Here is a 25,279-nt window from a genome sequence, read left to right as displayed (position 1 = left end):
GGGGCTACTGCCCGCATCGACGAGAACGGGGCGGATGGCCACGCCACCCGCCCCGTTCATCGTCACGGGATCACGCCTCGGCGCGACGGCGACGCAGCCAGGCGAGCAGCACGACGAGCAGGAGCAGCAGCGCCGCGGCGAGCCCGACGAGGAGCGCGATCATGCCGCCATCCATGCCGGTCTGCGCCGACGTCGGCTCGGTCGACGTCGGGGTCGAGTCGTCGTCGCTCTGCGTCGACTCCTCGTCACCTTCCTCGCCCTCGTCACCCTCAGGGGTCTCGTCGTCGAGCGCGAAGGTCGTCAGGTCGACGCCTCCGTCACCCGCGCCGGCGCCGCCCGTGCCACCGGTTCCGCCGGCCGGGCCGTCGGTGCCCGGCACCGAGAGGGTCGGCAGGTCGACCGAGACCATCCACGGCGTCGTCCACGGGCCGGCGTTGCCGAGCGTGTCGATCGCCCGCACCTGCCAGTAGTACGTCGCCTCGGGAACACCCACGAGCGCGAGCGCGCTCGCCGTCGCCGTGCCGGTCAGCGCCGAGACGTCGAGGGCACCGTCGGCGTCGACCGACGGGTCGTTGCTCGAGCGGATCTCGTACGTCGCGCCGGTCTCACCGTCGGTCCAGTCGAGCGTGAAGGAGCCCGTCGTGAGCACCGCGCCGTCGACCGGGGTCAGGAGCGAGACCGCCGGGCCGACGGTGTCGACGCCGAGCGCCCAGATGTTCGACCACGGGCCGACGTTGCCGAGGGCGTCGATGCCGCGCACCTGCCACCACAGCCAGCCCTGGGGCAGGCCGCTCAGCGGGAGCTCGCTGTCGCTCGCCGACACCGTGACGGCATCCGTGCCGCTCAGCTCGCCGTCGTTGACGTTCGGCACGCGCGCGGGCGACGTGCTCGTGCGCACCTCGTAGCTCACGGCGTCGGACACCGGGATCCAGTCGAGCAACGGGGAGTCGTTCGCCTGCGTGCGGCCGTTCTCGGGGTTGTACGGCTGCGGCGCGGCCGGACCCGTGCGGTCGATCGTGAACTGCGCGGTCACCGTGCGGTTGTTGCCCGCGGCGTCGAAGCCGCCCGCGCGGATCGTGTACGTGCCGTCCGCGGTGAACCACGAGATTGGGATCGTCCACGTCGCGCTGTGCGTCGTCGAGTTCGCGGGTGCCGTCGACTGCCCGATGCTCCGCAGCAGCGGGTTCGCGTTCGCCTCGTTGTAGAGGTTCGCCGCGATCGAGCGGATGCCGTTAGGGTCGAGACCGGTCACGGTCACGGTCACGTCGCCGTTCGTCACGGTGCCGTCGGCCGGCACGTCGATCGTGACGGTCGGACGCGTGCGGTCGACGACGAGCGACTGCGAGGTCGCGGTCGTCTTGCCGGCCGCGTCGGTGGCCGACGCACGGATCGTGTACGTGCCCTCGGCGAGACCGGCCGGGATGCTCCACGTGCGCGTGGCGGACACCCCGAGGGCGCCGTTCGGCGGCGTCGATCCGATCGGAGCGAGGAAGCTGCCATCGGCCGTGTAGAGGTTCGCGGCGAGGCGGCTGATGCCGGCCCCGTCGGTACCCGTGATCGTCACCGGCAGCGCGGCGTCGCTCTTGACCACTGCCCCCGCGGTCGGCGTCACGATCGTGATCGTCGGCTTCGCGGTGTCGCGGATGTACGAGACGGTCGGGTCGCTCCACGGACCGAAGACACTGCCCGCGGCGTTCGGGTAGGCGATCGCGTAGACCGCCCGGACGCGGATCGAGAGCGGCCCCTCGTACCCGGCCGGCATCCCGACGTCGGCCGGGAAGGACTGCACGCGCGTGACGTTCGCGCCGCCGTTCCAGCCCGTGCCGGTCACCGAGCGGTACTCGGGCGACAGGGTCCCGTCGTGGTCGCGGTCGAGGCCGTACTCGACCTCGTAGCGCACGACGCCGCCGACGCCGTAGACCGGCGTCCACTCGGCGGTGATCGTCGAGGCAGAGAACTCCTGACCCTCGGTGGGGCTCACGACGACCGGGACGCCGATCACCTGGAAGCCGCGCGGGGCGGTCCACGCCGTCGCGTTGCCGAGGTCGTCGACGGCGCGCACCTGGTAGAAGTGCGGACCCGTCGGCACGTCGTGGTCGAACTCGTTCGTCACGATCCCCGTCTCGACCCACGCGAGCTCGGTCATGAGACCCGAGGAGTCGACGTTGGGGTGGCGGCCGAGCGCGAGCTCATACGTCACACCGTGGGGGTCGGTCGGCGCGGTCCACGCGAAGTGGTCGACCGACATGTGCCAGCCGCTCGGGAAGGTGCCGTCGAGCGCGCCCGCCGGAGCGGAGTTGTCGAAGCTCACGAACTTGACCTGATCGGCGCCCGTGTTGCCGACGCCGTCGGTCGCGCGCGCCTGGAGGCAGTAGTCGCCGTCCGGGAAGCCGGCGGTGCCGATCGGTCCACCCCACGTGCCGTCGGACGCGACCGTCGGCGTGAAGATCGCCACCGGGGCACCGCAGCTGTTGCCCGCGGCGTCATAGGGACGCAGGCGCAGCTCGAGGGATGCGACGCCCGAACCCGTGTCGGAGGCGGTGCCCGCGACGTCGAGGGAGCCGCTCACGACGTCGTGACGCGTCGGAGTGTCGACGGTGACCACGGGGTCGGATGCGTCGACGGTGACCGTCGCGGTGATCGTCGTCGACTGCCCGACCTGATCCGTGGCCACGGCCTCGAAGACGTGACTCGAGCCGTCGGCCCACAGGTCCGTCGAGACGGGTCGGTTGACGTCGCGCGAGCTGTTCGTCGAGACGGAGTGGATCGGCGAGCCGTCGACGTTGAGCACGAGGTCGGCGCGCGTGCCGGTGGCCTGCACGCTCGCGATGAAGCGCACGTTCGGCCCGGGACGCACGAACGATCCGTCGACGGGCGACGTGAGCGCGAGGCTCGGCGCCTCGGCGTCCACGTCGATCGCGACCGACGCGGTCGAGTCTGCGTCGGAGTTGCCGGCGGCGTCGACGGCGGTCACCGTCACCGTGTGGGCACCCGTCGAGGGGTAGATCGTGTGCGAGAACGTCGTGCCCGTGCCGGTCTGCACGACGGCGCCGTCGATCGCGATCTGCCACGTGCCCGGGTTCGCGTCGGAGATCGTGCCGGCGACGGCGATGCCTGCGCCGTCGAACAGTCCGCTCGCGGGCGACGTGAGCGTCAGATCGGGAGCGGTGCCGTCGATCACGAACGTGGCGGGAGCCGACCACGGTCCTTCGCTCCAGAACCCGTCGATGCCCCGCACCCGCCAGGAGTACGTGCCGTCGGGAAGCGGGATGAACGGGGCCCAGTCGTCGTCGAAGACGAGGTCGAGGAGGGTGCCGCGCACCCAGGACCCGCTCGAGTTCAGCACCTCGACGCCGTAGCGGAGGGAGTCGGGCCAGTCGCTCGTGCCTTCCGTCCAGCGCAGTTCGGGAGTGCGGTCGGCGGTCACGGCGCCCGCGACGGGCGCCAGCGGGGCGGGATCGGTGACGGGGGCGGCGAGCGCGGGGGCAGCGACGAGGGTTCCGGCGACGCCGAGCGCGAGCGCAACGACGGAAGCAAGAACCCGCCGCGAAGCGGCGGTGGGCACGGGGGTGCTCCTTCAATGGGGGAATCGCGGGTACGACGGGGCCCGGGTGAATGCGGGGGTGAGCCTTCGTCGAGTTGCAGGCTATCGGGTCCCCCACAATGGGGACAACCCGAATCCAGCCGACTTCGCCCCCCGTTCGGGGGTATCCCCGGGTTGTCGCTACTTGACGAGCGGGAAGAGGATCGTCTCGCGGATGCCGAGCCCCGTGATCGCCATGAGCAGCCGATCGATGCCCATGCCCATCCCGCCCATGGGCGGCATCCCGTGCTCCATCGCGCGCAGGAACTCCTCGTCGAGCCGCATCGCCTCGACGTCGCCGCGCGCGCCGAGCTTCGCCTGCTCGACGAACCGTTCGCGCTGGATGACGGGGTCGATGAGCTCCGAGTAGCCGGTCGCGAGCTCGAATCCGCGCACGTAGAGGTCCCACTTCTCGACCACGCCGGGGATGCCGCGGTGGTCGCGCACGAGCGGCGAGGTGTCGACGGGGAAGTCCATGACGAACGTCGGACGCTCGAGGCCGCCCTTCACGAAGTGCTCCCAGAGCTCCTCCACGTACTTGCCGTGCGTGGGGAGCTTGACCTCGACGCCGACCTTCTCGGCGAGTGCGGCGAGTTCGTCGAGCGGCGTCTCGGGGGTGATCTCCACACCCGCGGCCTCGGAGAGGGAGGGGTACATCGGCAGCCGGGCCCACTCACCGCCGAGGTCGAACTCGGTGCCGTCGGCCCAGGTCACGACGTGCGAGCCCGACACCGCGTGCGCGGCGTTCTGGATGAGCTCCTGCGTGAGGTCGGCGATCGAGTGGTAGTCGCCGTACGCCTGGTAGGCCTCGAGCATCGCGAACTCGGGGCTGTGGGTCGAGTCAGCGCCCTCGTTGCGGAAGTTGCGGTTGATCTCGAACACCCGGTCGAGCCCGCCGACGACGGCGCGCTTGAGGAACAGCTCGGGAGCGATGCGCAGGAACAGCTCGGTGTCGAAGGCGTTGCTGTGCGTGACGAAGGGGCGGGCGGAGGCGCCGCCGTGCATCGTCTGCAGCATCGGGGTCTCGACCTCGAGGAAGCCGTGACCGGCGAACGTCGCGCGCAGGCTCGCCACCGTCGTCGCGCGCGCGACCACGGTCGCCCGGGCCTGCTCGCGCGTGATGAGGTCGAGGTAGCGCTGCCGCACGCGCGTCTCATCCGAGAGCTCCGAGTGCAGGTTCGGCAGAGGCATGAGCGCCTTCGACGCGATCCTCCAGTCGGCGACGAGGATGCTCAGCTCCCCCCGCCTGCTCGAGATGACCTCGCCGGAGACGAAGACGAAGTCGCCGAGGTCGACGAGTTCCTTCCACCGCTCGAGCGACTCCTCGCCCACCTGGTCGAGCGAGAGCATCGCCTGGATGCGCGACCCGTCGCCCGCCTGGAGCGCCGCGAAGCAGAGCTTCCCGGTGTTGCGCGAGAACACGACGCGACCCGCGACGCCGACGACCTCACCCGTGGTCTCGTCGGCCTCGAGGGACGGGAACTTCGCCCGCACCTCCGCGATCGTCGTGGTGATCGGCACCGAGACCGGATACGCGCCCTCGCCGGCCGTGGCGGCATCCTGAATCAGGCGCGCGCGCTTCGCCAGCCGCACGGCCTTCTGCTCGGCGATGTCCTCGTCGAAGGGCGTGTCAGTCACGGCAGGGCTCTCTCAGTTCAGATACAGCGATTCGTTGTCGATCAGCCGGGCCGGGCCGACCTGCGCGGCGATGATCGCCCGAGCCGGTCCCCGGTAGCCGTCGTCGACCGGAAGGAAGGTCTGCGGATTCACGACCTTCAGGTAGTCCAGGGTAACGAGTTCCTCGTCCATGAGCACCGACTGCGCGGCCGCCAGCACGGTGTCGATGCCGCGGTCGGCGGCCGACTGCGCCGCCTCGAGCGCGCGGCTGAGGGCGCGGGCGGCCTTGCGCTCCCCGGGCCCGAGATAGCGGTTGCGGCTCGACAGGGCGAGGCCGTCGTCTTCGCGCACCGTCTCGATCACCTCGATGCGCACCGGGATGTCGAGGTCGCGCACCATGCGCTGCACGAGGAAGAGCTGCTGCGCATCCTTCTGCCCGAAGGTCACGACGTCGGGTTGCACGATCTGCAGCAGCTTCGCGACGACGGTGAGCACCCCGTCGAAGTGCCCCGGGCGCGCCCGGCCCTCGAACATCGCGGCGACCGGGCCGCCGGTGACCTTCACCTGGGTGCCGCCGTCCGGGTACATCTCGGCGGCGGTCGGCGCGAAGACGAACCCGACCTCGTGCTTCGCGAGCTTCTCGACGTCGTCGTCGAGCGTGCGCGGGTACTTCGTGAAGTCCTCGCTCGCGCCGAACTGCAGCGGGTTCACGAAGATCGACACGATGACGACGTCGGCGAGCTTGCGGGCGCGCTTCACGTGCGCGACGTGGCCCTTGTGCAGGGCACCGAGGGTGGGCACGAGGGCGACGGTCTTGCCCGCGGCCCGAGCGGCGGCGACCTCGGCACGGATTCCGGCGATCGTCTCGACGACGAGCGGTGCGGTCACCGTCCCGATGCTACTTCTGTTCGGTGGTCGAGTAGCGCCGCAGGCTCGCCTCTCGGTGGTCGAGTAGCCGCGCAGCGGCGTGTCGAGACCTGTCACGCGCGTCTCGACACGCGCGCTGCGCGCGCTACTCGACGACCGAAGGCCTGCCGAGGGCGTCGTCGACGGCGGAGTGCAGGAGCGCGCCGAGCACGCGGCCGGGGCTCTCGACGCCGATCGCGGCGAGGCGGGCGACGGCATCCCCCACCACTCCGGTCGCGAGCTCGCGCACGGTCGACAGCGCGGCGGCGTAGGCGGCCCGGTCGGCCTCCGCGATGACGACGGGCTCGGCGCCCATCTCGAGCACGAGCGCCTGCGCGATCGGCAGCACGGGCGCGGGCGCGGTGACGGCGCACCACGCCTCGCGCAGCCGGGCGATATCGAGCGAGGTACCGGTGAAGGCGAGGGCCGGGTGGATGGCGAGCGGGATCGCCCCCGCCGCAGCCGCGGGCGCGAGCACCGCGGTGCCGTACTCGGGCGTCGTGTGCACGACGAGCTGACCGGGCTGCCACGCACCGGTCGCCGCGAGACCGGAGACGAGGTCGGGCAACTCCGACGCCGGCACCGCGAGCAGGACGAGCTCGGCGCGCTCCACGACCTCGGGCACGGTCAGCACGGGGACTCCCGGCAGGAGGGCTTCCGCGCGTTCCCGGCCCTCGTCGGAGACGGTGCTGATGCCGACGACCGCGTGGCCCGCCCCGCCGAGAGCAGCCCCGAGTACGGGGCCGACGCGGCCCGCTCCGACGATCCCGACGCCGAGCCGTCCTGAGCGTTCGCTCACCGTTCTCCCGAACGCCACCGGTGACTGCGGTCAGCCTCGGCGGCGGAGACCACCGCGACCGTGGCATCCCGGAACAGGGTCTGCGCGTCGCCCGCGTCGAGCGCGCCCAACCGGGTCGAGACCGGCCCGGCGACGGTGTGCACGTTGATCCCCGCGAGTCGGAGCGCACGCTCGAGCGGCCCCTGCTCGACGGCGACGCTCTGCACGCGCGGCGTCGGCACGATGGCGAGCTCGCGCCAGATCGCCCCGCGGCGCTGCAGCACGGCGCCCGGCAGGAGCGCGAAGCCGTTGCGTCGCCAGGAGAACCAGCGCAGCACCGCGGCCCGGCGCGGCGAGGTCGTGAAGTCGTCGTCGCCGCCCCGGCCGGCGAGCCCGCGCTCGAGGAGTTCGCGGCGTGCGACCGTCGCATCGACGTCGGCGCCTTCGACGAGGTCGGGCAGCAGCAGCTCGAGCACGCGGAACGCGTCGTCGCGCGAACCGACCGGCAGCACGACCGTCGACTGCTGAGCCTGCTGCCCGCCGTCGGACGACGAGCCCCGCGAGGCGCGGTTGACCCGGATCGTCCACCAGTCGGCGGGACGCCACAGCAGCGGCTGGCTCACCGCGACGGAGTGGATGCGGCCCGGCGGCAGCGTCTCGTTGCGGGTCGACAGCAGGCCGTAGCCGATGCGCACGCCGTCGGCTGTCGCGGCGATCGAGTAGCGCAGGAACTTGATGACGCGGTTGACGAGGTAGGACCCGAAGCCGAGCGCCATCGGGATGAGCGTGAAGAGCGTCCAGTAGAACCCCTCCGCCACCGTCGAACCGAGCACGACGATCGTGATGGCAGCGCCCGCGATGAGCACGAGGAACACCGCGCTGCCGCTCAGCACGGTCGAGCCGATGAGCCGCCCGGCGGGGATGCGCACGACCGACTCGGGCGGCGCGAGCGACGGGTCGAGCTCGGGCGCGAGCAGCTCGGCGACGCGCCGGTCGAGCAGCTTCCCGCCCGCCGCCGGCGCGGCGCCCCCGGTCTCGCCCGAGCGGGCTCCCGAGGCGAGTCGCAGGATGTCGGCGCGCAGCCCGTCGGAGAGCGTGTTGCCCAGGTAGGCGAGCTGCACGTTGGCGTCCTGCCCCGCGACCTCGACCTCGAGCTTCGCGGCGCCGAAGATGCGTGCGAACAGCGGGCGGTTGATCGAGACGCCCTGGATGCGGTCGAGCCGAGCCTTGCGGTGGGTGCGGAACAGCACGCCGCTGCGCACCTCGACGACCTCGGCGGTGATGCGGAAGGTGTGCATCCGCCAGGACACGAAGAAGAACGCGATGATGACGAGCACGATGCCGAGCGCCGCGGCGAGCGCGAGGAGCAGGTAACCCTCCTCGACGAGGTAGGTGACGGGGTCCCCGCCTTCCACGCACACGGGGTCGTCCGCGTCGCAGAACAGCCCCGGCAGGAACCATTCGACGAGCCGCTCACGCAGGTTGGCGATCAGGATGCCGACGATCGCGACCAGGGCGAGGCCGCCGCGCAGCAGCGGGGTCGCCGGGTGCAGCCGGTGCCATTCGCCGTCGGCGAGCTGCGTCGAACCCCCGCGCGGCAGCGGAGCTTCCGCCTCGACCTCGGCGTCGGGGCCGGGCACCGGGCCGGGCTCGGGCGAGCTCACAGTCCCGCCCGGCGACTCTCCGCGAGCTCGACGAGGCGGTCGCGGAGTCGTTCGGCATCCGCCTCCGGCAGGCCCGGGATCGTGATGTGACTCGCCGCGGCGGCCGTCACGAGCTTGAGCTCCGAGAGTCCGAACGCCCGCGCGATCGGCCCGCGGTTGATGTCGACGAGCTGCATGCGGCCGTAGGGCACCGCGACGACGCGGAGGAACATGATGCCCTTGCGGAACACGAGGTCGTCGTCGCGCAGCATGTAGCCCAGGGCGCGCACCCGGCGGGGGGTGAACGCCGCGATGAGCACGTGCAGCACGAACATGAAGACCGGCAGCGCGAGAAGCCACGTGAGCTGCGAGAAGAACCACGGGATGCCGGCACCCACCGTGAGCATGACGCCCGAGACGAGGATGCCGAGCAGGTCGACGACGACGTACTTCGGCGAAACGCGCTGCCATTCCCCCGGGATCGGGTCGATGCTGCCGGCCGGGCCGGACTCGACCACCGTGGGGGCGCTGTCCTCAGGAAGGGCGCCGTCCTGAGGTTCTCGAAGGGTCACGGCTCCACGCTACCCGGGGTGGGTGCGGTTTCGTCTCCGTCCTGCGACGGAGGCACGGTGCACAGGTACTCGCCCACGAGTCCCGCGACGAGCACCGCGATCGACGCGCCGAGGGTGGCGAGCGAGCGCAGGAGTGTGTCGCCGTTGACCCCGCCGCTGCGGGTCAGCAGTTCGACGAGAAGGCCGATCCCGACACCGGTGAGCAACGCCCCGGCGATGCTCGACGCCTTCGCGAGCAGCACGACGCGGGTCGCGTGGAAGGGATCGATGCGCGCGCGCACCTTCCCCCGGGTGGCCTGCCGGATGGGAAGCGCGAGCGCGATGACGATGCCCGCGATGAACAGCAGGCTGAGCGCCAGGGTGTACTCGGGGCGGAACTTCGGGAACCCCGCGGAGGCGAGGGCCAGCTGCGCCAGGAAACCGCCGGCGGCCCCGATCGCGCCGAGGACGAGCAGAGTGGAGATCCGTGTGCGCGTCATCGCGGCGCCTCCAGGGCGGCGAGGAGGTCGACGACCCGGCCGCGACCGGGCAGCGTGGCGTCGGGGTCGACCTCGGCCCACGGCGCGAGCACGAACGCCCGCTCGTGAGCCCGCGGATGCGGCAGCGTGAGGTCGGCGGAGGTGGACTGCATCCCCGCGTAGTCGATGAGGTCGAGGTCGAGGGTGCGGTCGCCCCAGTGCTCGGAGCGTTGGCGGCCGTGCGCATCCTCGATGGTGTGGAGCATCGCCAGCAGCGCGTGCGCGGGCAGTGTCGTGCGCACGAGCACGACGGCGTTGAGGTAGGCCGGTGCCTCCGTGTCCTCGCCGTCGGGTCGGAGGGCGACCGACTCGATCGGCGTCGAGATCGCCGTCACCTCGATGCCGTCCGACTCGGCGAGCGCCCGAACCGCCGCCTGGAACGTCGCGGTGCGGTCACCGAGGTTGCTGCCGATCGCGACCACGGCATCCGCCTCGATGCGCCGGTGCAGCACGCTCACGGGCGCCCCCGATGGATGGTGACGCTCACGTCGTCGAACGGCACCGCGATCGGCGCCTGCGGCTTGTGCACCGTGACCACGACCTCGTGCGCCGCCGGGAACGACAGGGCCACGGCGGCGATCCGTTCGGCGAGGGTCTCGATGAGGTCGACCGGGTCGCGCTCGATCGCCGCGACGACGGCGTCGGCGAGTTCCCCGTAGTGAACCGTGCGCTCGAGGTCGTCGCCCCGGGCGGCCGGGCCGAGCGGCAGCCGCACGACGAGGTCGACGACGAAGTCCTGCCCGTCGCGGCGCTCGTGGTCGAAGACGCCGTGGTGGCCGCGCGCACGCAGGCCCGTGAGGCGGATCTCGTCGAGGGGCCCGGGCATTTCGCCGTCGTGAGCCGGTCGACGGGTCATGCGTCCTCGAGCACTCGCGCGGCCACCTCGAGCGCGAGGCGGGTCGACGGCACGTCGTGCACGCGCACCGCCCACGCCCCCTGCCGGGCGACGAGTGCGCTGAGCACGGCGGTCGGCAGATCGCGGTCGGTCATCGGCGCCCCCTCGGGCAGGAGCGCCCCCAGGAACCGCTTGCGCGACGCGCCGACGAGGATGCCGTGGCCGAGCGAGCCGATCTCCTCGAGATGGTTGAGGAGGGCCCAGTTGTGCTCGGCGTCCTTGCCGAAGCCGAGACCCGGGTCGAGCACGATCTTCTCCGGCTGCACGCCGGCGACGACGAGAGCCGCGACGCGGGCCTTGAGCTCCGCGCGCACCTCGGCGACGACATCCGTGAAGGCGGGAGCGGCATCCGCTCCACCCCGCCAGTGCATGACCGCGAAGTGCACGCCGCTCTCGGCGACGACGCGTGCCATCCCCTCGTCGGCGAGGCCACCCGACACGTCGTTGACGAGCTGCGCGCCGGCTTCGACCGCCGCGAGCGCCGTCGACGCGTTCAGCGTGTCGATGCTCACCGCGACGCCCTCCTGCGCGAGCGCGGCGACGACCGGCAGCACCCGCTCGCGCTCGTCATCCGGGTCGACCTTCGCCGCGCCGGGACGGGTCGACTCCCCGCCGACGTCGACGATCGCCGCGCCCTGGTCGCGCAACTCGAGCCCTCGACCGATCGCGGCGTCGACGCCGTCCCAGCGACCGCCGTCGCTGAACGAGTCGGGCGTGACGTTGAGGATGCCCATGATGATGGTCATGCGTGGCTTCCGATCAAGGTCATCGCCTCGGCGCGCGCGGCGGGTTCGGTCAGCGCGCCGCGACTGGCGACGGTGACGGTCGTCGAACGGGTCTGCCGGGCGTCCCGGGCGGCGACGCAGTCGTGCTGCGCGTCGAGCACGACGATCACGCCGCGGGGCGCGAGACCTTCGTGGAGGGCATCCGCGATCTGCTCGCCGAGCCGCTCCTGCAGCTGCGGGCGCGCGGCGAGGATCTCGACGACGGTGCCGAGGCGACCGAGGCCGACGACCTTGCCGCCGGGGAGGTAGCCGACGTGCGCGACCCCGCGGAACGGCAGCAGGTGGTGCTCGCACATCGAGCGGAACTCGAGGCCGCGCAGCAGCACGAGGTCGCCGCGCTCCCCGTCGCCCGCCGCATCCACGCCCTCGCGCAGCACCGCGACCGGGTCGACGCCGAGCCCGGCGAAGTACTCTGCGTAGGCCTCGGCGACCCGCGCCGGCGTGCGCCGGAGCCCCGGGCGCGTCGCGTCGTCGCCGATCGCGGCGATCAGCTCCGCCACGGCGGCCTCGATACGGCCCTGGTCGACGGTCATCGCCGCGTCAAGCGGTGGCGATGCCGGGCGACTTGCGGGGCCTCGGCGTGCGCGTCGGGGGCTTCGGCTCGGACTCGACGCCGCCGTCGACCGCGCCCTGGTCGATCGGGGCCTTCGACGGCACCTTGATCGGAGGCTTCGTGCTCAGCGGACGGCTCGTGCTCGAGAGCCACTGCGGGCGCTCGGGCAGCTTCTTCACCTTCGCGAACAGCTCCGCGAGCTGGAGGTGGTCGAGGGTCTCCTTCTCGAGGAGTTCGCTCGCCAGCTTGTCGAGGATGTCGCGGTTGTCGTTGATGACCTTCCACGCCTCGTCGTGCGCCTGCTCGATGATCTTCCGCACTTCGAGGTCGACCTTCTCGGAGATCTGCTCGGAGTAGTCGCGCTGGTGACCCATGTCGCGGCCGAGGAACATGTCGCCCTGCGTCGTGCCGAGCTTCACGGCGCCGAGGTCGGCGCTCATCCCGTACTCGGTGACCATCTTGCGCGCGATGCTCGTCGCCTTCTCGATGTCGTTCGACGCCCCCGTGGTGGGGTCGTGGAAGACGATCTCCTCGGCGACGCGGCCGCCCATCGCGTAGGTGAGCTGGTCGAGCAGCTCGTTGCGGGTGACCGAGTACTTGTCCTCGAGCGGGAGCACCATCGTGTAGCCGAGGGCGCGACCGCGCGGGAGGATCGTGACCTTCGTCACGGGATCGGTGTTGCGCATCGCGGCGGCAGCGAGGGCGTGGCCGCCCTCGTGGTACGCCGTGATGAGCTTCTCCTTGTCGTTCATCAGGCGGCTGCGGCGCTGGGGGCCTGCCATGACGCGGTCGACGGCCTCATCCAGCGCGCGGTTGTCGATGAGCTGCGCGTTGCTGCGCGCGGTGAGCAGCGCCGCCTCGTTGAGCACGTTCGCCAGGTCGGCGCCCGTGAACCCCGGGGTCTTGCGGGCGAGCACGTCGAGGTCGACGCCCTTCGCCATCGGCTTGCCCTTGGCATGCACCGCGAGGATCTGCGCGCGGCCCTTCTGGTCGGGGGCGTCGACGCCGATCTGACGGTCGAAGCGTCCGGGACGCAGCAGGGCGGGGTCGAGGATGTCGGGGCGGTTCGTCGCCGCGATCAGGATGACGTTCGTCTTGACGTCGAAGCCGTCCATCTCGACGAGCAGCTGGTTGAGGGTCTGCTCGCGCTCGTCGTGACCGCCGCCCATGCCGGACCCGCGGTGGCGCCCGACGGCGTCGATCTCGTCGACGAAGATGATGGCCGGCGAGTTCTGCTTCGCCTGCTCGAAGAGGTCGCGCACGCGGCTCGCGCCGACGCCGACGAACATCTCGACGAAGTCCGATCCGGAGATCGAGTAGAACGGCACCCCGGCCTCGCCGGCGACCGCGCGGGCGAGGAGTGTCTTGCCGGTTCCGGGAGGGCCGTAGAGCAGCACGCCCTTCGGGATGCGGGCGCCGACCGCCTGGAAGCGCGACGGGTCCTTGAGGAAGTCCTTGATCTCGTGCAGCTCCTCGACGGCCTCCTCGCTGCCGGCGACGTCGGCGAAGGTGACCTGCGGGGTCTCCTTGCTGACGAGCTTCGCCTTCGACTTGCCGAACTGCATGACCCGGTTGCCGCCGTTCTGCACGCTCGAGAACAGGAACCAGATGATGAGACCGATGAGCAGGAACGGGAACAGGATGCTGATGAGGCTCAGGAACCAGTTCGCCTGCGGCACCTCGTCGTCGAACTTCGCGTCGCTCGCGGTGATCGCCGCGACGACCTCCGCGCCGCGCGGCTGCACGTAGTAGAACTGCACGCGCGTGCCGTAGTCGACGTCGTCGACCGAGTACGCCTCGTCGAGCGTGAGGTCGACGCGCTGCTCGCCGTCGACGATCTTCACGTCGGTGACGGTGTCACCCTCCAGCAGTTCGAGGCCCTGCTGCGTGGTGATCTCCTTCAGCCCGCCGAGGCTGCCGATGAGGTTGAACGCCACGATGAGCACGATGATGCCCGCGAGGATCCAGATGAACGGTCCTCGGAGGATGCGCTTGAAGTCCATGAGGGCTTCAGGTTATCGCCCCATTACTGTGGGCGGCCCCGGTGTTCGCTGGACGCGGACTTCGCTCGGAGCGGGGGCGCTTTCGCGCCGCCGCCGCGGTCCCAGCGCCGACGCCCGTCTCGGGCGTCGGTCACCGAGGATGTCCCGACCCTCAGCGACTTCCTACGAGTAGACGTGCGGCGCGAGCACGCCGATCGACCGCAGGTTGCGGTAGCGCTCCGCGTAGTCGAGCCCGTAGCCGACGACGAAGGCATTCGGGATGTCGAAGCCGACGTAGCGTGCGTCGATGTCGACCTTCGCCGCGTCGGGCTTGCGCAGCAGCGCGCAGATCTCGAGGGATGCCGGGTTGCGGCTCACGAGGTTCTGCTTGAGCCAGGAGAGGGTGAGCCCCGAGTCGACGATGTCCTCGACGATGAGCACGTGGCGGCCGGCGATGTCGGTGTCGAGGTCTTTCACGATCCGCACGACGCCGCTCGACTCGGTCGAGGTGCCGTACGACGACGTCGCCATCCAGTCCATCTCGACGTCGCGCTTCAGCTCGCGCGCGAGGTCGGCCATCACCATGACGGCGCCTTTGAGCACCCCGACGATGAGCAGCTCGCGGCCCTCGTAGTCCGTCTCGATGCGGCGGCAGAGCTCGGCGATCCGGGCGTGGATCTGCTCCTGCGTGTAGAGCACCTCGCTGAGGTCGCCCTCGATGTCAGTCGTGTCCACTGTCGTCCTCGCTCTGCGTCGTGTCCCTCGCGCGGAACTCGATTCTTCCATTCGATCTGACCACGCGGACTCCGGGTACGTCGACCGGACCCTGCCCGTGCCAGTCGGTGACGAGCCGCGCGACCTCGAGCGTGTGGGTGCGGCTGAGCGAGACGCCGAACTCGCTGCGTACGACGAACCGGATGATGCGCTGCCGCAGCGCTGCCGGGTTGGCGGCGAGCGCCGCGACGGGCACCGCGATCCCTCCGTCGATGAACTCGGCGAGCTCCTCGGCGACCTCGTCGATCATCGTGGCGAAGGCGTCCTCGTCTTCGCGCAGACTCTCGGCGGTGCGCGCGAGCGCCTCGGCGACGCCCGGGCCCAGCTCCGCCTCGAGCACCGGCAGCACGTTCCGGCGCACCCGCACGCGGGAGAAGGTCGGGTCGTCGTTGTGCGGGTCGGCCCAGGGCTCCAGCCCCTGATCGGCGCAGGCCTGCACCGTGGTCGCGCGACGGATGCCGAGCAGGGGCCGGCGGTAGAGCCCCGCCTCACGCGCCTTGCCCTGCAACGAACCGCCGCCGCTGCCGCGGGCGAGGCCGAGCAGCACGCTCTCCGCCTGGTCGTCGAGGGTGTGGCCGAGCAGCACCGCGACGGCGCCGAGCTCCTGCGCCACCGACGACAGCGCGGAGTAGCGGGCCTCACGTGCGGCGGCCTCGGGCCCGCGACCGGAATCCGACGACACGGCGACCCGCACGACGCGCGTGCTGACCGACCCGAGCGCGTCGGCCTGCTTCCTCGCCCGCTCGGCCACGGCATCCGACCCCTCCTGGAGAGCGTGGTCGACGATCACCGCCCCGACCCGGCCGGGCGCCTCGAAGATCGCCGCCGACAACAGGGCGAGGGAGTCGGGTCCGCCCGACAGCGCGACGAGCACGAGACCCTCATCGGGGAGGCTCGCGCGCACCGCCGAACGCACGGCCGCGACGGCCGCCGGGAGGGAAGGACGGAAAGATCCCATCGACTAACGTTAGGGCCATGTCGCAGAGCTATTCCGTCGTGATCGAGTGCCCGAAGGGCAGCCGCAACAAGTACGAAGTCGATCACGTGACCGGTCGCGTCATGCTCGATCGCGTGCTCTTCACGCCGATGGAGTACCCCACCGACTACGGCTTCTTCGAGAACACTCTCGCCGACGACGGCGACCCGCTCGACGTGCTCGTCATCGGCGAGTACCCGCTCTTCCCCGGCATCGGCATGAACGTGCGCGTCGTCGGCGTCTTCAAGATGACGGATGACGGGGGGGGCGACGCGAAGATCCTCGCCGTCGCCGCGAAGGACCCGCGCTGGGACCACATCCAAGACCTGAACGACGTGCCCGAGTACAAGCGCAAAGAGATCGAGCACTTCTTCGAGCACTACAAAGACCTCGAGCCCGGCAAGTGGGTCAAGACCGAGGGTTGGGGCGACAAGGCCGAGGCCGAGTCGATCGTCGCGGCGAGCTACGCCGCGTACGTCCCCGCCGCGCACTGACCCTCTCGGCGGTCGAGTAGCCGCGCAGCCATCTCGGTGGTCGACTAGCCGCTCAGCCATCTCGGTGGTCGAGTAGCCGCGCAGCGGCGTGTCGAGACCCCACCGCGTCTCGACACGCGCCTTCGGCGCTACTCGACGACCGATGGTCGGGCTAGACGGTGCCGCCGTCGCCGATCAGGCACCCGTCGCCCCACTCGCCCGGCAGCACCCAGGCGTTCTCGGTCGCGAGGCGCTGCGCCGACGACGAGAGCTGGATGACGCAGTCGCGCCAGCGGATCGGCTCGGCCGAGCCGGAGTCGGATTCGAACCCGAAGAGCCCGCGCTCGAGCTGACGGTCGAAGTCGGTGCGGTCGTTCACCGCGGGCTCGCCGAGCAGCAGGCTCGTGAAGGTGGCGTCGCCCGGTCCGGTGATGATCGGCACGGTGCAGCCGAACATCCCGGGCTCGTCGGTGCTCGGCGCGACGTTGCGGCCTTCGCCGATCGAGGCGATCTGACCGCCGGCCGCGACCGCGAACGTGACGCCGTCGGGCCAGTCGCCCTCGGTCTCGAGCTTCGAGACGATCACGCCGGTCGGTTCGAAGCCGGTGAAGATGTCGAGCTGTGACTGGATGGCGTTCGGGCACTCGTCGAGCACCGCCTGGAACGCCTCGGCTTGAGTCGTCTTCGTCGCGGCGCGCGAGAAGGTGAGCTGCAGCCGCACCTCCTCGCCCCCGGCCTCGGCGACCGCGGACACCCGCAGGAACGCGCTGCCCGGCAGGCTGCCGATCGTCGTCGGATCGGCGGGTGCCGACGTCTCGACCGGCGGAGCAGCCGTCGGCGTCGGCGACTCGGTCGACGGGGTCGGAGCGGGCGCGCCGCCCGTGCCGCACCCGGCCAGCACGACGGCGGCGGCGAGCGCGGTGAATCCGGCGAGGGAGGCTCTCATCGTGCGGCGCATCCCCCGATTGTGTCAGCCGGTGGGCCTGCCCGCGAAGGGAACCAGATCCCCCTGCCTCAGGTTGACGATGCGAACCGGAGCGGAAGGGTTCGGCGCCTCGATCATCTTTCCGTTCCCGAGGTAGATCGCGACGTGGTACTTGCGCGGGTTGGAAGCCGATCCGCCGTCGGAGTAGAAGACCAGATCGCCGCGCTGCACCTGCGCGATCGGCACGAGTCGGCCGAGCGCCGACATCCGGTTGTACTGGTCGGTCGACGAGTGCGTGCCGATGTACACACCGGCCGCGGCATAGGAGGCCTTGGCGAGACCCGAGCAGTCCCACGCGTCAGGACCCATCCCACCGAGCTGGTAGCGGTCGCCGACCTGAGCGGTCGCGAAGGCGATCGCCGTCTCCACCGCGGAGGACACGGGCGGCGGCGTCACCGGCGGAGCGGTCGGCGGGTTGGTCGGGTTCGACGGCGTCGTGGGCGGGTTGGTCGGCGTCGTGGGCGGCGGGCTCGACGGTGGGTTCGCCGCGAGACCCTCCTGATATTCGCGCTCCGTCTCGAGCGTGGTGCCCTTGAGCGCCGCGAGCTGCGCGTACATCCGGTCGACGTGGGCGCGCTGCGCATCCGCCTTCGCCTGCGCCGCGTCGGCGGGTGCGAGCGCGACGTCGCGGGCCTCCTCCGCGTCGTCGGCGAGCTGCTGCCGCTGGCGCTCGGCCGCGCGGGCATCCTGCGCGAGCGCCTCGGCCGTCTTCTTGTCGTAGGTCGCCTGCGTGAGCATCGCGGCCGACGCGGTCGAGAGGCGGTCGGCCATCCCGAGTCGACGGAGCAGGGCGTCGGTGTCGTCGGCCGAGCCGAGCAGCAGTCCGAGGGTCACGTCGCCGCTGCCGCCGCGCGCGAGTTGCGCGACGAGTACGGCCACGCGCTGCTCCGACTCGTCCGCCTTCGTCTGCGCATCATCCGCCTGCGCCGTGAGGCGGTCGAGCTTCGCGGTCGCGGCCTCGAGTGCCGCCTGCGACAGGAGGAACTCCTCGGCGAGCTCGAGCGCGACGCGGTTGTACTCGGCGGCGTCGGCTTCGAGCCGGATGAGGATGCCCTCGATCTCGTCGACCTTCGCCTGGGCGGTGGCCTCGTCGCGGCGGGCCTGCTCGACCTCGTCCCACGACGGGTAGTCGGGCTGCCGGAGCGCCATCGCCGCCGTCGGGTTCGCGAACGCGAGCAGCAGGGTCGCCGGCACGCCTGCCGCGATCGCCCGCCTCCGACGCTTGCCGTCCGCCATCACATGTCCCCCCTGCCAGTGGCGCTAGCCGAGTGCCGCGCCCTGGTCGCGCATGAACTTGACCGGGTCTGTGACCTGACCGTTCTTGCGGATGATGAAGTGCAGGTGGCAGCCGGTCGACTGACCCGTCGAACCCACCTTGGCGATCTGCTGTCCGGGCCCGACCTCCTGGCCGATGTGCACGCCGATGCCGCCAGCCTGGATGTGGGCGTAGCCCGATCCGGTGCCGTCGCCGTGGTCGATCTGCACGTAGTAGCCCCACGAGCCCTGCCAGCCCGCGTAGGTGACGGTGCCGGCGTGCGCCGCACGGATGGGCGCGCCGCAGCCGCCGCCCGCCAGGTCGGTGCCGGTGTGCAGCTGCCAATCGCCCGAGACGGGGTTGAACCGCATCCCGAAGTGCGAGGTGATGTAGCCCGAGTGGGGTCGCGCGTAGCCGGTCTGGCTGATCTGACCCTCGGCGCCCGCGCCCCATTGGGCCTGGATGCCGGCGTTGTACTCGGCGGTCGTCGCCTCGCGGAGGCCCGCGAGGTACTCGATGCGCGACCGCACCTCGACGATCTCCTTCTCGGTCTGCGCGAGCTTCTCGGCGGCGGCGATCGCGGCGGCCTGGGCCTCCTGGAATGCCTTCTCTGCGATGATCCGCAGCTCTTCGAGGAGCGTCTGTGCGACTTCGGCCTGGTCGGCGAGCGCGTCGGCGGTGTTCCTCAGCTCGAGGGCCTTCGAGTAGAGGCCGGCGTACCGCTCGCCGAGCACGCGGCTGATCTCGAGCCGGTTGAGCAGCACGTCGGGCGAGCCGGGCGAGGTGAAGAGGCGCGGGGTGAGGTCGGTGCCGGCGCCGCCCTTGCTCATCTCCGCGATCACCTGGGCCGCGACGGCGTACGCCTCGTCGGCCTCCGCCTGGGCGGCGGCGGTCTGATCGAGCAGCGACTGGGTGATGATGCTCTGCTCGTCGTACGCCTGCTGCGCCTCGGCGTAGATCTCGCCCTTGGCGTTGGCCTCGTCCTGCGTGCGCTGTGCCTCGTCCTGCAGACCCTGCAGCTGGCCCTCGAGGGTCGCGCGGAGCGCCTTCGCCTGCGACTCGTTCCGCTGTGCGGCGACGACCTCCTCCCACGACGGGTAGTCGGCCGTCTGCACGGAGAAGGCGGGCGCGGGAGCGAGGATGCCGGCGACGGCGAGGAAGGAGAGGGCGGCGGCTCCCGCGAGCACACGGATGCCACGCGCGACGACGCTCGTGCGTCCCGCGTCGCGAGCCCCCCGGCTGGACGTGCGTCCCATCTGAATCCCCTGTCTTCCCGCGCGGCCGGATGCGCCGTCACAGGAACAACACCGGCAACACTAACAACAACCCTCAACGGCGACTTGAACCTAGTTCAGGGGTCGCCCGCCGCCCGGCTCATCCGCGGGGTGTCCGCGACCCCGCCGTCAACCCCGTTGCCGACCGCCCACGCTGCTTCGAGGCTCGGGGCGTGGACGACCGGGGTGACGGCGCGCGAGATGCCCATATACGCGCACGTCGCGCGCCTGGAGCCGCAGATTTCGGCATCTCGCGCGCGGACGGGGCTGACGAGGCTGACGAGGGGACGCTCCGCGAACGTGCCGAGCGGACGGCGCACGTGGTCTTCGGGGTGGCCGCGCTCTCGACCGCGATCGTGTGCGGGGCCGTCATCATGTCGGGCTGGTTCGCGGGTGTCATCACCGACTCCTACGAGCGGGTGTTCTGGACCGGAGCGGTGCTCGCGGGCGTCATGAACGTCGTTCTCGCCGCGGCGGTGTGGCCCGGCGGAGCCGACGATCGCCGGGTCGCGCGACGCACCGTCGTGCTCGTGCGGGTCGGCCTCGCGCTCTTCGTCGCGGCACCCGCCCTGTGCATCGGCGCCCTCGTCGCCGACTTCTTCCTGTGACATCGCGGGGCGACCATCCGGATTGGCGTTTCCGCCGCGCCGAACGTATGCTTGACCGTCGGTTGCTGTGCGACTAGCGCGGCCCCATCGTTTAGTGGCCTAGGACACCGCCCTTTCACGGCGGCAGCACGGGTTCGAATCCCGTTGGGGTCACTGTTCAGATCGGCCGACACATAATGGAAGTACCCACAACTGAACAAGCATGGCCCTGTAGCGCAGTTGGTTAGCGTGCCGCCCTGTCACGGCGGAGGTCGCGGGTTCAAGTCCCGTCAGGGTCGCGGATGGGAGCCTCTCCTCACGGGGAGGCTCTTTCCACACCGGTCAGAGATGGCCACGAGAGGCTCTGTAGCTCAGTTGGTAGAGCGTCCGACTGAAAATCGGAAGGTCACCGGATCGACGCCGGTCGGAGCCACTCCAGAACCCCCGCCCCGTGTTCGTGAGAACCGCGCGGGGGTTCTCCCGTTTCCGCCGATCGTCGGCTTGTCACTCAGCGAGGGAGGCCGCGCACGTCCTCCCCCACTCGACTACGAGCGGGATGTCTTGCCGAGCCGCTGGTTCCCCGTACGCGAACCAAAGCGTCATCGTCTCGACTGTCACCTGAGCTTCGGGCTCGCGGGTCAGCCGCAAGACGACCCTCTGAGGCTCTTGTTCGGCATCGATGAACGGGTTGTCATCATCAAGGTCGCGGACCATCGCCGTCCACTCGGCCTCGTGTAGGTCAGGGAGTTCGAGCTCCTCCGGCAAGGCGGCAACCCCGGAAAGCTGACCGCCGCGGATGTCCACGTCTTCGACACTGACCGACATCACGGATCCGGGTCTGATCGGAGACACGGTCAACGCGATCAAGGCCTCGGTGTCCGAGACTCGCGTGCACGACGCATCCGACGCGGTGAACTCGGTGCCTCGCGGGTTCAAGAACGACTGAGCGACGGACCCGACGAACAGGACAGCCAGGTAGACAGCTGCTACGAGAAGCACGAGCGCTCCGCCAAGCACCCACAAGGTGATCTTGGTCGCCCGCCGCATCTCTGCCATGACCGAAGTCAAAGGGAACCACAGACAGCAGGCAAGAAGGCGGACGCCTCGATTTGATCACGACAGCCGCCGCGCTACGACAACCGAATTTCTTACAGGATCAAGAACCGAATCGCTCTAGAAGGGCGTATCTTCGGCTGCAGCCTTTTCTTCCCGCCTGACTGAGGCGTTCTCACCGACAACGATCAGAATCGTGTCTTCGTCGACCTCGTGTTCGTCAAGCGTGAGCGTCTTCAACGGGCGCACTCGGAGAGGGTTACTGAACTCCATCGGGGCACGATCAGTAACCTTTGCGACGCAATAACGGTCCCCAACGAGGTTGACCGCAAAGGAAGCTCGCGGCACCTCGACCCCCCCGAGACGCTCGCCTGAATCCGGGTCCTTGATCTCAACGGCGCGATAGAGAATGACAACGTCCCCGACCTCGATGCCTTTGTCCTTGCCGCCGTTGAAGGCCGCCTCGGTCGGCGTGACAAGAGCCGCGACCTTGAGGCGCGACACAAACTTCGGGGCCATCAGTTCTCCTCGGTTGATTCTGTCACGACCGCTGCCGCCTTCGCGGGTCGAGAGTCTGGCACCTCAAATGGCACCAGTACGACGTCAGCAGGCGGTGAGTCGTCCAACTCGATCCTCTCCGCCAAGGCCTCCCAGTAGCGTGGCACCAGCGGGCGAACACAGCGCAGAACGACCGACTTCGGGTCCGCGCTCAAGACTTCAACTACGCCCCACACCCGATCCGAATTGGTCGAACTTACGGTGTACCAAGCCCCGAGCGGGATCGAATCGGGCGCGCGGCCAACGAGGACGATCTCGCCGGCGTAGTCGGACACGCCAGTCAGGGTCGGCGCTGACGCGGCACCCGCACGTACCGCGCCAAGGATCTCGGCTCTGCCCTCTTGCATCCCAAGTTCGCGACTCTTAGCAACCGCGGCCCGCAACTGCTCGACCTCGAGTTGGCTGACCTCTAGCTCCGAGCTGAGCGAGCCGACACGTTCCGCTAGGGAGTCGTGAGCCTGAACCTTCTTAACGACTGATAGTAGGCGCGGAACCAGGAGGTAGCAGATCGCCACGACGAGCGCGATAGGGACGACAACCCAGAAGAAGATCAAAGCATTGGCGGCCTGCGCCGCCAAATAGGAGGCGACGATTCCGACGCCCGCCGCCAAGACGGAAAAGAACAGACCGACGGCACTTCGAAGTCGGGCCATGGTTCCTCGCTAATAGTCGATTCACCTTAGCGACAACGTCGAATGATCTGCACGGATGCGCGTCTACCGACGCGAGACTCCGGGTCCCGCGCCGCGTCCCCCGTGGGTCGGCGCGCGTCGCCCGGAGCCTCCGCGAACGGAGAATCGCTGTCCGCATGACCAAGAACCACGCATGCGCGGAGGGATCAGAACATGACTGAAACCGGAAGGTCACCGGATCGACGCCGGTCGGAGCCACTCCAGAACCCCCGCCCCGTGTTCGCAAGAACCGCGCGGGGGTTCTCCCGTTTCCGCCCGCCTCACCCCGGGTAAGGGAAGCCCAGGTGCTCTTCACCGAGGTAGCGCCCCACGAACAGCGCGACGAGCGCGAGCGGCCCGAGGATGACGCCCGTCAGCGCGGACCCGAAGCCGCCGCCCCCACGGCGGTGCGCGGTGGCGAGCGCGACGATCCCGACCACGACGGCGACGCCGCCGAGCAGCAGCGGCAGCATCGCGTAGGTGAGCAGTTCGATCCCCGACCAGCGGATGCCGCACAGCAGCGCCCCGAGGAACGAGACGATGCCGAGCACGAGCGCCGCGATCGCGGCACCGCCGGTGCGCCGGGGCACGGTGGGGATGGTCACGACCCCGAGTATGCCCTGGGCGTGGGTTCCCGAGGCGGAGGGTCGCACCTACGCTGAGGGCATGGACGGGCCTCCCCCGGAGTTCGCGACCGCCTCCGGCCTCGCGACGTTCACACCGTGCGGTGACCGGCGGTGGCGGGTGGCGATCGACGGGGCGCATGTGGGTGAACTCTTCGAGACCCCGGATGCCGAGCCCGAACCGTTCGCGTGGGGCTCGACGGCCGACGACGGACGTGAGCTGCCGCGGCGGCCGAGCTGGATGGCGGCGCTCGCCGACCTGCCGGAGAGCCCGTCGTGAAGACGGTGGCCGCGGTCGCCGGCATCCTCGTGCTCGCCGGTTGCTCGGTCGCGCCGCTCGACCCCGACACGGTCGCGGTCATCCCGCCGCAGAACGCGGGGATGGATGCCCTCCTCGTCGGGGCGCTCGACATCACCGACGACTGCGTCACGGTGACGACCCCGGAGGGGACCGTGACGCCCGTCTTCCCGCGGGCCATGGTCGCGTGGGAGGACGGCTCCCTCGTGATCGACGGGACGCCGCACGACGACGGCGACCCCGTGTGGCTCGGCGGTGGGGGCGTGCCCGCCGTGTCCGACGACATGCACATTCCCGCCGGCTGCCCGACCGACGTCGTGTTCCTCGTCGCGGGCTGACGGCTGTCGGCGGTGCCGCCTAGCGTCGGGGAATGGACGTCATCCTCATCCCCGGCTTCTGGCTCGACGCGACCGCCTGGGAGCCCGTGCTCCCCGCCATCGAGGCCGCCGGTCACACGCCGCGGCCCATCACGCTCCCGGGGCTCGTCCCCGCCGACCCGGAGGTCGGACTGCGCGACCAGATCGACCACGTGATCGAGCTCGTGGATGCCGCGGCCGGCCCGGTCGTGCTCGTCGGCCACTCCGGCGGTGGCGCGGTCGCGCACGGCGTCGTGGATGCCCGGCCCGAGCGCATCGCGAAGGTGATCTACGTCGACTCCGGCCCGCTCGGCGAGGGCGGCGTCATCAACGACGAGTTCGAAGCCGAAGACGGCATGGTGCCGCTGCCGAACAAGATGGTCTTCGACGACGAGACCGTCGCCGACATGGACGACGCCATCTGGGCGGCGTTCGAGGCGCGTGCGATCCCGATCCCCGAGAAGGTCGCGACCGAGAAGCAGGTGCTCTCCGACCCCCGGCGCTACGACGTGCCGGTCACCGTCATCACGAGCGAGATGTCGGAGGCGACGCTGCGAGAGCTCATGGCCGCCGACCATCCGTTCGTCGCGGAGCTCAAGGCCGTGAAGAACGTCGAGATCGTCGAACTGCCGACGGGGCACTGGCCGATGTTCACCAAGCCCGAAGAACTCGCGCGGCTCGTGGTCGCCGCCCTCCCGGCCCCGTAGCCCTCACGCCTCGGTGGTCGAGTAGCGCCGCGGGCGCGTATCGAGACCCGAGGGAGGTCTCGACACGCCCGCTGCGCGGGCTACTCGACCACCGAGTCTTGCTCGGGGGCGGCTTCGATACACCGCGCTGCGCGCGGCACTCAGCCCGCGGTGGCGGGCTACGGCTTGGCGGTCTTCGCGGCGGTCTCGGCGGCGGGAGCCTTGCCCGAGGCGCGCAGGTCGGCGTAGTAGGCGCGGGCCTCATCCTGGCGCTGCTTCTCGGCGCCCGACGAGATCGGCGCGCGCAGGTGCTCCTGCGTGAACCCGAAGGCGTCGACGAGGTCGAGCGCATGCTTCCGCACGCGGGGCAGCAGACGGTCATCGATGTAGTCGGTGATCGCCGTCGCCCGGGCCGTCGAGAGGCGGCCGTTGATGAGGTACCAGGCGAGGTGCTTCTCGATGAGCGTGAACCCGAAGAGGTCGCGCAGCCAGGTGAGCACCTGCTTGGTGCCCTCGTCCTTCACACCGTCGACGGCATCCGTGAACGCCTCCCACTCGAGCAGCTCGGCGTGCGCGTACGCCGCCTCGATGAGCTCGTTCTGGTTGGCGTTGAAGACGATCGCCGCTTGCTCGGGCGAGAGCTTCGAGATGTCCTTGAGGCGACCCGCGATGTCGGCGACCATCGTGTGCACGCGGTCGGTGAGCAGCTGACGCTGGGCGTCGGCGCCGCGCACGTAGCCGATCGAGCGGGCGCGCGAGCCGAAGTCGACGATGCTCTGCCCGAAGGCCCGCAGGCCCGAGCGGTTGACCGCGACCTCGCCCACCTGCGAGGCGACGACGCCGGCGATGGCGGCGGCATCCGCGTTCTTGAACTGCTT

Annotated in this window: 27 protein-coding genes and 3 tRNA genes; 8 read left to right on the top strand and 22 right to left on the bottom strand. The window is 70.5% G+C overall.

Features of this window, described 5'->3' with window-relative positions:
- Positions 1-70: 70 nt before the first annotated feature.
- The 14 genes from ACO1X9_RS16425 to tilS form a co-directional block, all read right to left on the bottom strand.
- On the bottom strand, positions 71-3,565 hold the full coding sequence (locus tag ACO1X9_RS16425; RefSeq protein WP_486351930.1) for an Ig-like domain-containing protein: 3,495 nt from the start codon (positions 3,563-3,565) through the stop codon (positions 71-73).
- A 159-nt stretch (positions 3,566-3,724) separates the two neighbouring features.
- Positions 3,725-5,221 (bottom strand): lysine--tRNA ligase, encoded by a 1,497-nt coding sequence (gene lysS, locus ACO1X9_RS16420; RefSeq protein ID WP_486351929.1) that lies wholly within the window; start codon positions 5,219-5,221, stop codon positions 3,725-3,727.
- 12 nt (positions 5,222-5,233) lie between these two features.
- On the bottom strand, positions 5,234-6,088 hold the full coding sequence (panC, locus tag ACO1X9_RS16415) for a pantoate--beta-alanine ligase (RefSeq protein ID WP_486351928.1): 855 nt from the start codon (positions 6,086-6,088) through the stop codon (positions 5,234-5,236).
- Positions 6,089-6,212: 124 nt separating this feature from the next.
- On the bottom strand, positions 6,213-6,905 hold the full coding sequence (locus ACO1X9_RS16410; protein WP_486351927.1) for a DUF2520 domain-containing protein: 693 nt from the start codon (positions 6,903-6,905) through the stop codon (positions 6,213-6,215).
- The gene (locus ACO1X9_RS16405; protein ID WP_486351926.1) at positions 6,902-8,548 is read right to left on the bottom strand and encodes a PH domain-containing protein; all 1,647 of its coding nucleotides are present in this window, start codon (positions 8,546-8,548) and stop codon (positions 6,902-6,904) included. Before ACO1X9_RS16405 ends, ACO1X9_RS16410 begins: the two co-directional genes overlap by 4 nt.
- The gene (locus tag ACO1X9_RS16400) at positions 8,545-9,099 is read right to left on the bottom strand and encodes a PH domain-containing protein (protein WP_486351925.1); all 555 of its coding nucleotides are present in this window, start codon (positions 9,097-9,099) and stop codon (positions 8,545-8,547) included. Before ACO1X9_RS16400 ends, ACO1X9_RS16405 begins: the two co-directional genes overlap by 4 nt.
- Complete coding sequence (locus ACO1X9_RS16395) at positions 9,096-9,578, bottom strand: DUF3180 domain-containing protein (protein WP_486351924.1); 483 nt, start codon at positions 9,576-9,578, stop codon at positions 9,096-9,098. Before ACO1X9_RS16395 ends, ACO1X9_RS16400 begins: the two co-directional genes overlap by 4 nt.
- The gene (folK, locus tag ACO1X9_RS16390) at positions 9,575-10,075 is read right to left on the bottom strand and encodes a 2-amino-4-hydroxy-6-hydroxymethyldihydropteridine diphosphokinase (RefSeq protein WP_486351923.1); all 501 of its coding nucleotides are present in this window, start codon (positions 10,073-10,075) and stop codon (positions 9,575-9,577) included. The genes ACO1X9_RS16395 and folK overlap by 4 nt, the downstream gene beginning before the upstream one ends.
- Positions 10,072-10,473 carry a dihydroneopterin aldolase gene (folB, locus tag ACO1X9_RS16385; RefSeq protein WP_486351922.1) on the bottom strand — a complete coding sequence of 134 codons (402 nt, stop codon included), beginning with the start codon at positions 10,471-10,473 and terminating at the stop codon, positions 10,072-10,074. The genes folK and folB overlap by 4 nt, the downstream gene beginning before the upstream one ends.
- Positions 10,470-11,258, bottom strand: a complete 789-nt coding sequence (gene folP / locus ACO1X9_RS16380; RefSeq protein ID WP_486351921.1) for a dihydropteroate synthase — start codon at positions 11,256-11,258, stop codon at positions 10,470-10,472. The genes folB and folP overlap by 4 nt, the downstream gene beginning before the upstream one ends.
- The gene (gene folE, locus ACO1X9_RS16375; RefSeq protein WP_486351920.1) at positions 11,255-11,830 is read right to left on the bottom strand and encodes a GTP cyclohydrolase I; all 576 of its coding nucleotides are present in this window, start codon (positions 11,828-11,830) and stop codon (positions 11,255-11,257) included. Before folE ends, folP begins: the two co-directional genes overlap by 4 nt.
- 7 nt (positions 11,831-11,837) lie before the next feature.
- The gene (gene ftsH, locus ACO1X9_RS16370) at positions 11,838-13,853 is read right to left on the bottom strand and encodes an ATP-dependent zinc metalloprotease FtsH (RefSeq protein ID WP_486351919.1); all 2,016 of its coding nucleotides are present in this window, start codon (positions 13,851-13,853) and stop codon (positions 11,838-11,840) included.
- A gap of 162 nt (positions 13,854-14,015) precedes the next feature.
- On the bottom strand, positions 14,016-14,567 hold the full coding sequence (gene hpt / locus ACO1X9_RS16365) for a hypoxanthine phosphoribosyltransferase (RefSeq protein WP_486351918.1): 552 nt from the start codon (positions 14,565-14,567) through the stop codon (positions 14,016-14,018).
- Positions 14,554-15,564: a tRNA lysidine(34) synthetase TilS gene (gene tilS / locus ACO1X9_RS16360; RefSeq protein WP_486351917.1), complete on the bottom strand. Its 1,011-nt coding sequence runs from the start codon at positions 15,562-15,564 to the stop codon at positions 14,554-14,556. The genes hpt and tilS overlap by 14 nt, the downstream gene beginning before the upstream one ends.
- A 17-nt stretch (positions 15,565-15,581) precedes the next feature.
- On the opposite strand from tilS, the gene ACO1X9_RS16355 reads away from it, so the two are divergent.
- Entirely contained in the window at positions 15,582-16,076 is a 495-nt protein-coding gene (locus ACO1X9_RS16355; RefSeq protein ID WP_486351916.1) for an inorganic diphosphatase, read from the top strand.
- 151 nt (positions 16,077-16,227) lie between these two features.
- Here ACO1X9_RS16355 and ACO1X9_RS16350 read toward each other — a convergent pair whose 3' ends face one another.
- Genes ACO1X9_RS16350 through ACO1X9_RS16340 form a run of 3 tightly spaced genes read right to left on the bottom strand, consistent with a single transcriptional unit; the run spans position 16,228 to position 19,551 of the window.
- A complete protein-coding gene (locus tag ACO1X9_RS16350; RefSeq protein ID WP_486351915.1) occupies positions 16,228-17,013 on the bottom strand; it encodes a hypothetical protein in 786 nt (261 codons plus the stop codon).
- A 12-nt stretch (positions 17,014-17,025) separates the two neighbouring features.
- Positions 17,026-18,276 carry a C40 family peptidase gene (locus ACO1X9_RS16345; protein ID WP_486351914.1) on the bottom strand — a complete coding sequence of 417 codons (1,251 nt, stop codon included), beginning with the start codon at positions 18,274-18,276 and terminating at the stop codon, positions 17,026-17,028.
- 24 nt (positions 18,277-18,300) lie between these two features.
- Positions 18,301-19,551 (bottom strand): peptidoglycan DD-metalloendopeptidase family protein, encoded by a 1,251-nt coding sequence (locus ACO1X9_RS16340; protein ID WP_486351913.1) that lies wholly within the window; start codon positions 19,549-19,551, stop codon positions 18,301-18,303.
- Positions 19,552-19,742: 191 nt separating this feature from the next.
- Here ACO1X9_RS16340 and ACO1X9_RS16335 point away from each other — a divergent pair, with 191 nt between their 5' ends.
- The 4 genes from ACO1X9_RS16335 (at position 19,743) to ACO1X9_RS16320 (ending at position 20,589) form a co-directional block, all read left to right on the top strand.
- Positions 19,743-20,177, top strand: coding sequence for a hypothetical protein (locus ACO1X9_RS16335; RefSeq protein WP_486351912.1), 435 nt, complete (start codon positions 19,743-19,745; stop codon positions 20,175-20,177).
- Positions 20,178-20,257: 80 nt separating this feature from the next.
- A tRNA-Glu gene (locus ACO1X9_RS16330) sits at positions 20,258-20,330 on the top strand.
- A 51-nt stretch (positions 20,331-20,381) separates the two neighbouring features.
- Positions 20,382-20,455, top strand: a tRNA-Asp gene (locus ACO1X9_RS16325).
- 61 nt (positions 20,456-20,516) lie between these two features.
- A tRNA-Phe gene (locus ACO1X9_RS16320) sits at positions 20,517-20,589 on the top strand.
- 71 nt (positions 20,590-20,660) lie between these two features.
- Here the strand turns inward: ACO1X9_RS16320 and ACO1X9_RS16315 are convergent.
- The 4 genes from ACO1X9_RS16315 to ACO1X9_RS16300 form a co-directional block, all read right to left on the bottom strand.
- Positions 20,661-21,212 carry a hypothetical protein gene (locus ACO1X9_RS16315; RefSeq protein ID WP_486351911.1) on the bottom strand — a complete coding sequence of 184 codons (552 nt, stop codon included), beginning with the start codon at positions 21,210-21,212 and terminating at the stop codon, positions 20,661-20,663.
- Positions 21,213-21,329: 117 nt separating this feature from the next.
- Positions 21,330-21,728 carry a hypothetical protein gene (locus ACO1X9_RS16310; protein ID WP_486351910.1) on the bottom strand — a complete coding sequence of 133 codons (399 nt, stop codon included), beginning with the start codon at positions 21,726-21,728 and terminating at the stop codon, positions 21,330-21,332.
- A complete protein-coding gene (locus tag ACO1X9_RS16305; protein ID WP_486351909.1) occupies positions 21,728-22,420 on the bottom strand; it encodes a hypothetical protein in 693 nt (230 codons plus the stop codon). Before ACO1X9_RS16305 ends, ACO1X9_RS16310 begins: the two co-directional genes overlap by 1 nt.
- A gap of 299 nt (positions 22,421-22,719) precedes the next feature.
- The gene (locus tag ACO1X9_RS16300) at positions 22,720-23,043 is read right to left on the bottom strand and encodes a hypothetical protein (protein ID WP_486351908.1); all 324 of its coding nucleotides are present in this window, start codon (positions 23,041-23,043) and stop codon (positions 22,720-22,722) included.
- Between the two features lie 61 nt (positions 23,044-23,104).
- On the opposite strand from ACO1X9_RS16300, the gene ACO1X9_RS16295 reads away from it, so the two are divergent.
- The 3 genes from ACO1X9_RS16295 to ACO1X9_RS16285 are packed head-to-tail and all read left to right on the top strand — an operon-like array spanning position 23,105 to position 24,422.
- A complete protein-coding gene (locus tag ACO1X9_RS16295) occupies positions 23,105-23,341 on the top strand; it encodes a hypothetical protein (protein WP_486351907.1) in 237 nt (78 codons plus the stop codon).
- Positions 23,338-23,697: a dihydrolipoamide dehydrogenase gene (locus ACO1X9_RS16290; RefSeq protein ID WP_486351906.1), complete on the top strand. Its 360-nt coding sequence runs from the start codon at positions 23,338-23,340 to the stop codon at positions 23,695-23,697. Before ACO1X9_RS16295 ends, ACO1X9_RS16290 begins: the two co-directional genes overlap by 4 nt.
- Before the next feature lie 32 nt (positions 23,698-23,729).
- On the top strand, positions 23,730-24,422 hold the full coding sequence (locus tag ACO1X9_RS16285; protein WP_486351905.1) for an alpha/beta fold hydrolase: 693 nt from the start codon (positions 23,730-23,732) through the stop codon (positions 24,420-24,422).
- A 158-nt stretch (positions 24,423-24,580) separates the two neighbouring features.
- Here the strand turns inward: ACO1X9_RS16285 and ACO1X9_RS16280 are convergent.
- On the bottom strand, positions 24,581-25,279 hold a 699-nt coding region (locus ACO1X9_RS16280; RefSeq protein WP_486351904.1), incomplete at its 5' end, for an acyl-CoA dehydrogenase.

It is taken from the genome of Pseudolysinimonas sp. (assembly GCF_057350545.1).
The sequence above is the reverse complement of the archived record's forward strand: the minus strand, read 5'-3'. Positions and strand labels throughout refer to the sequence as shown.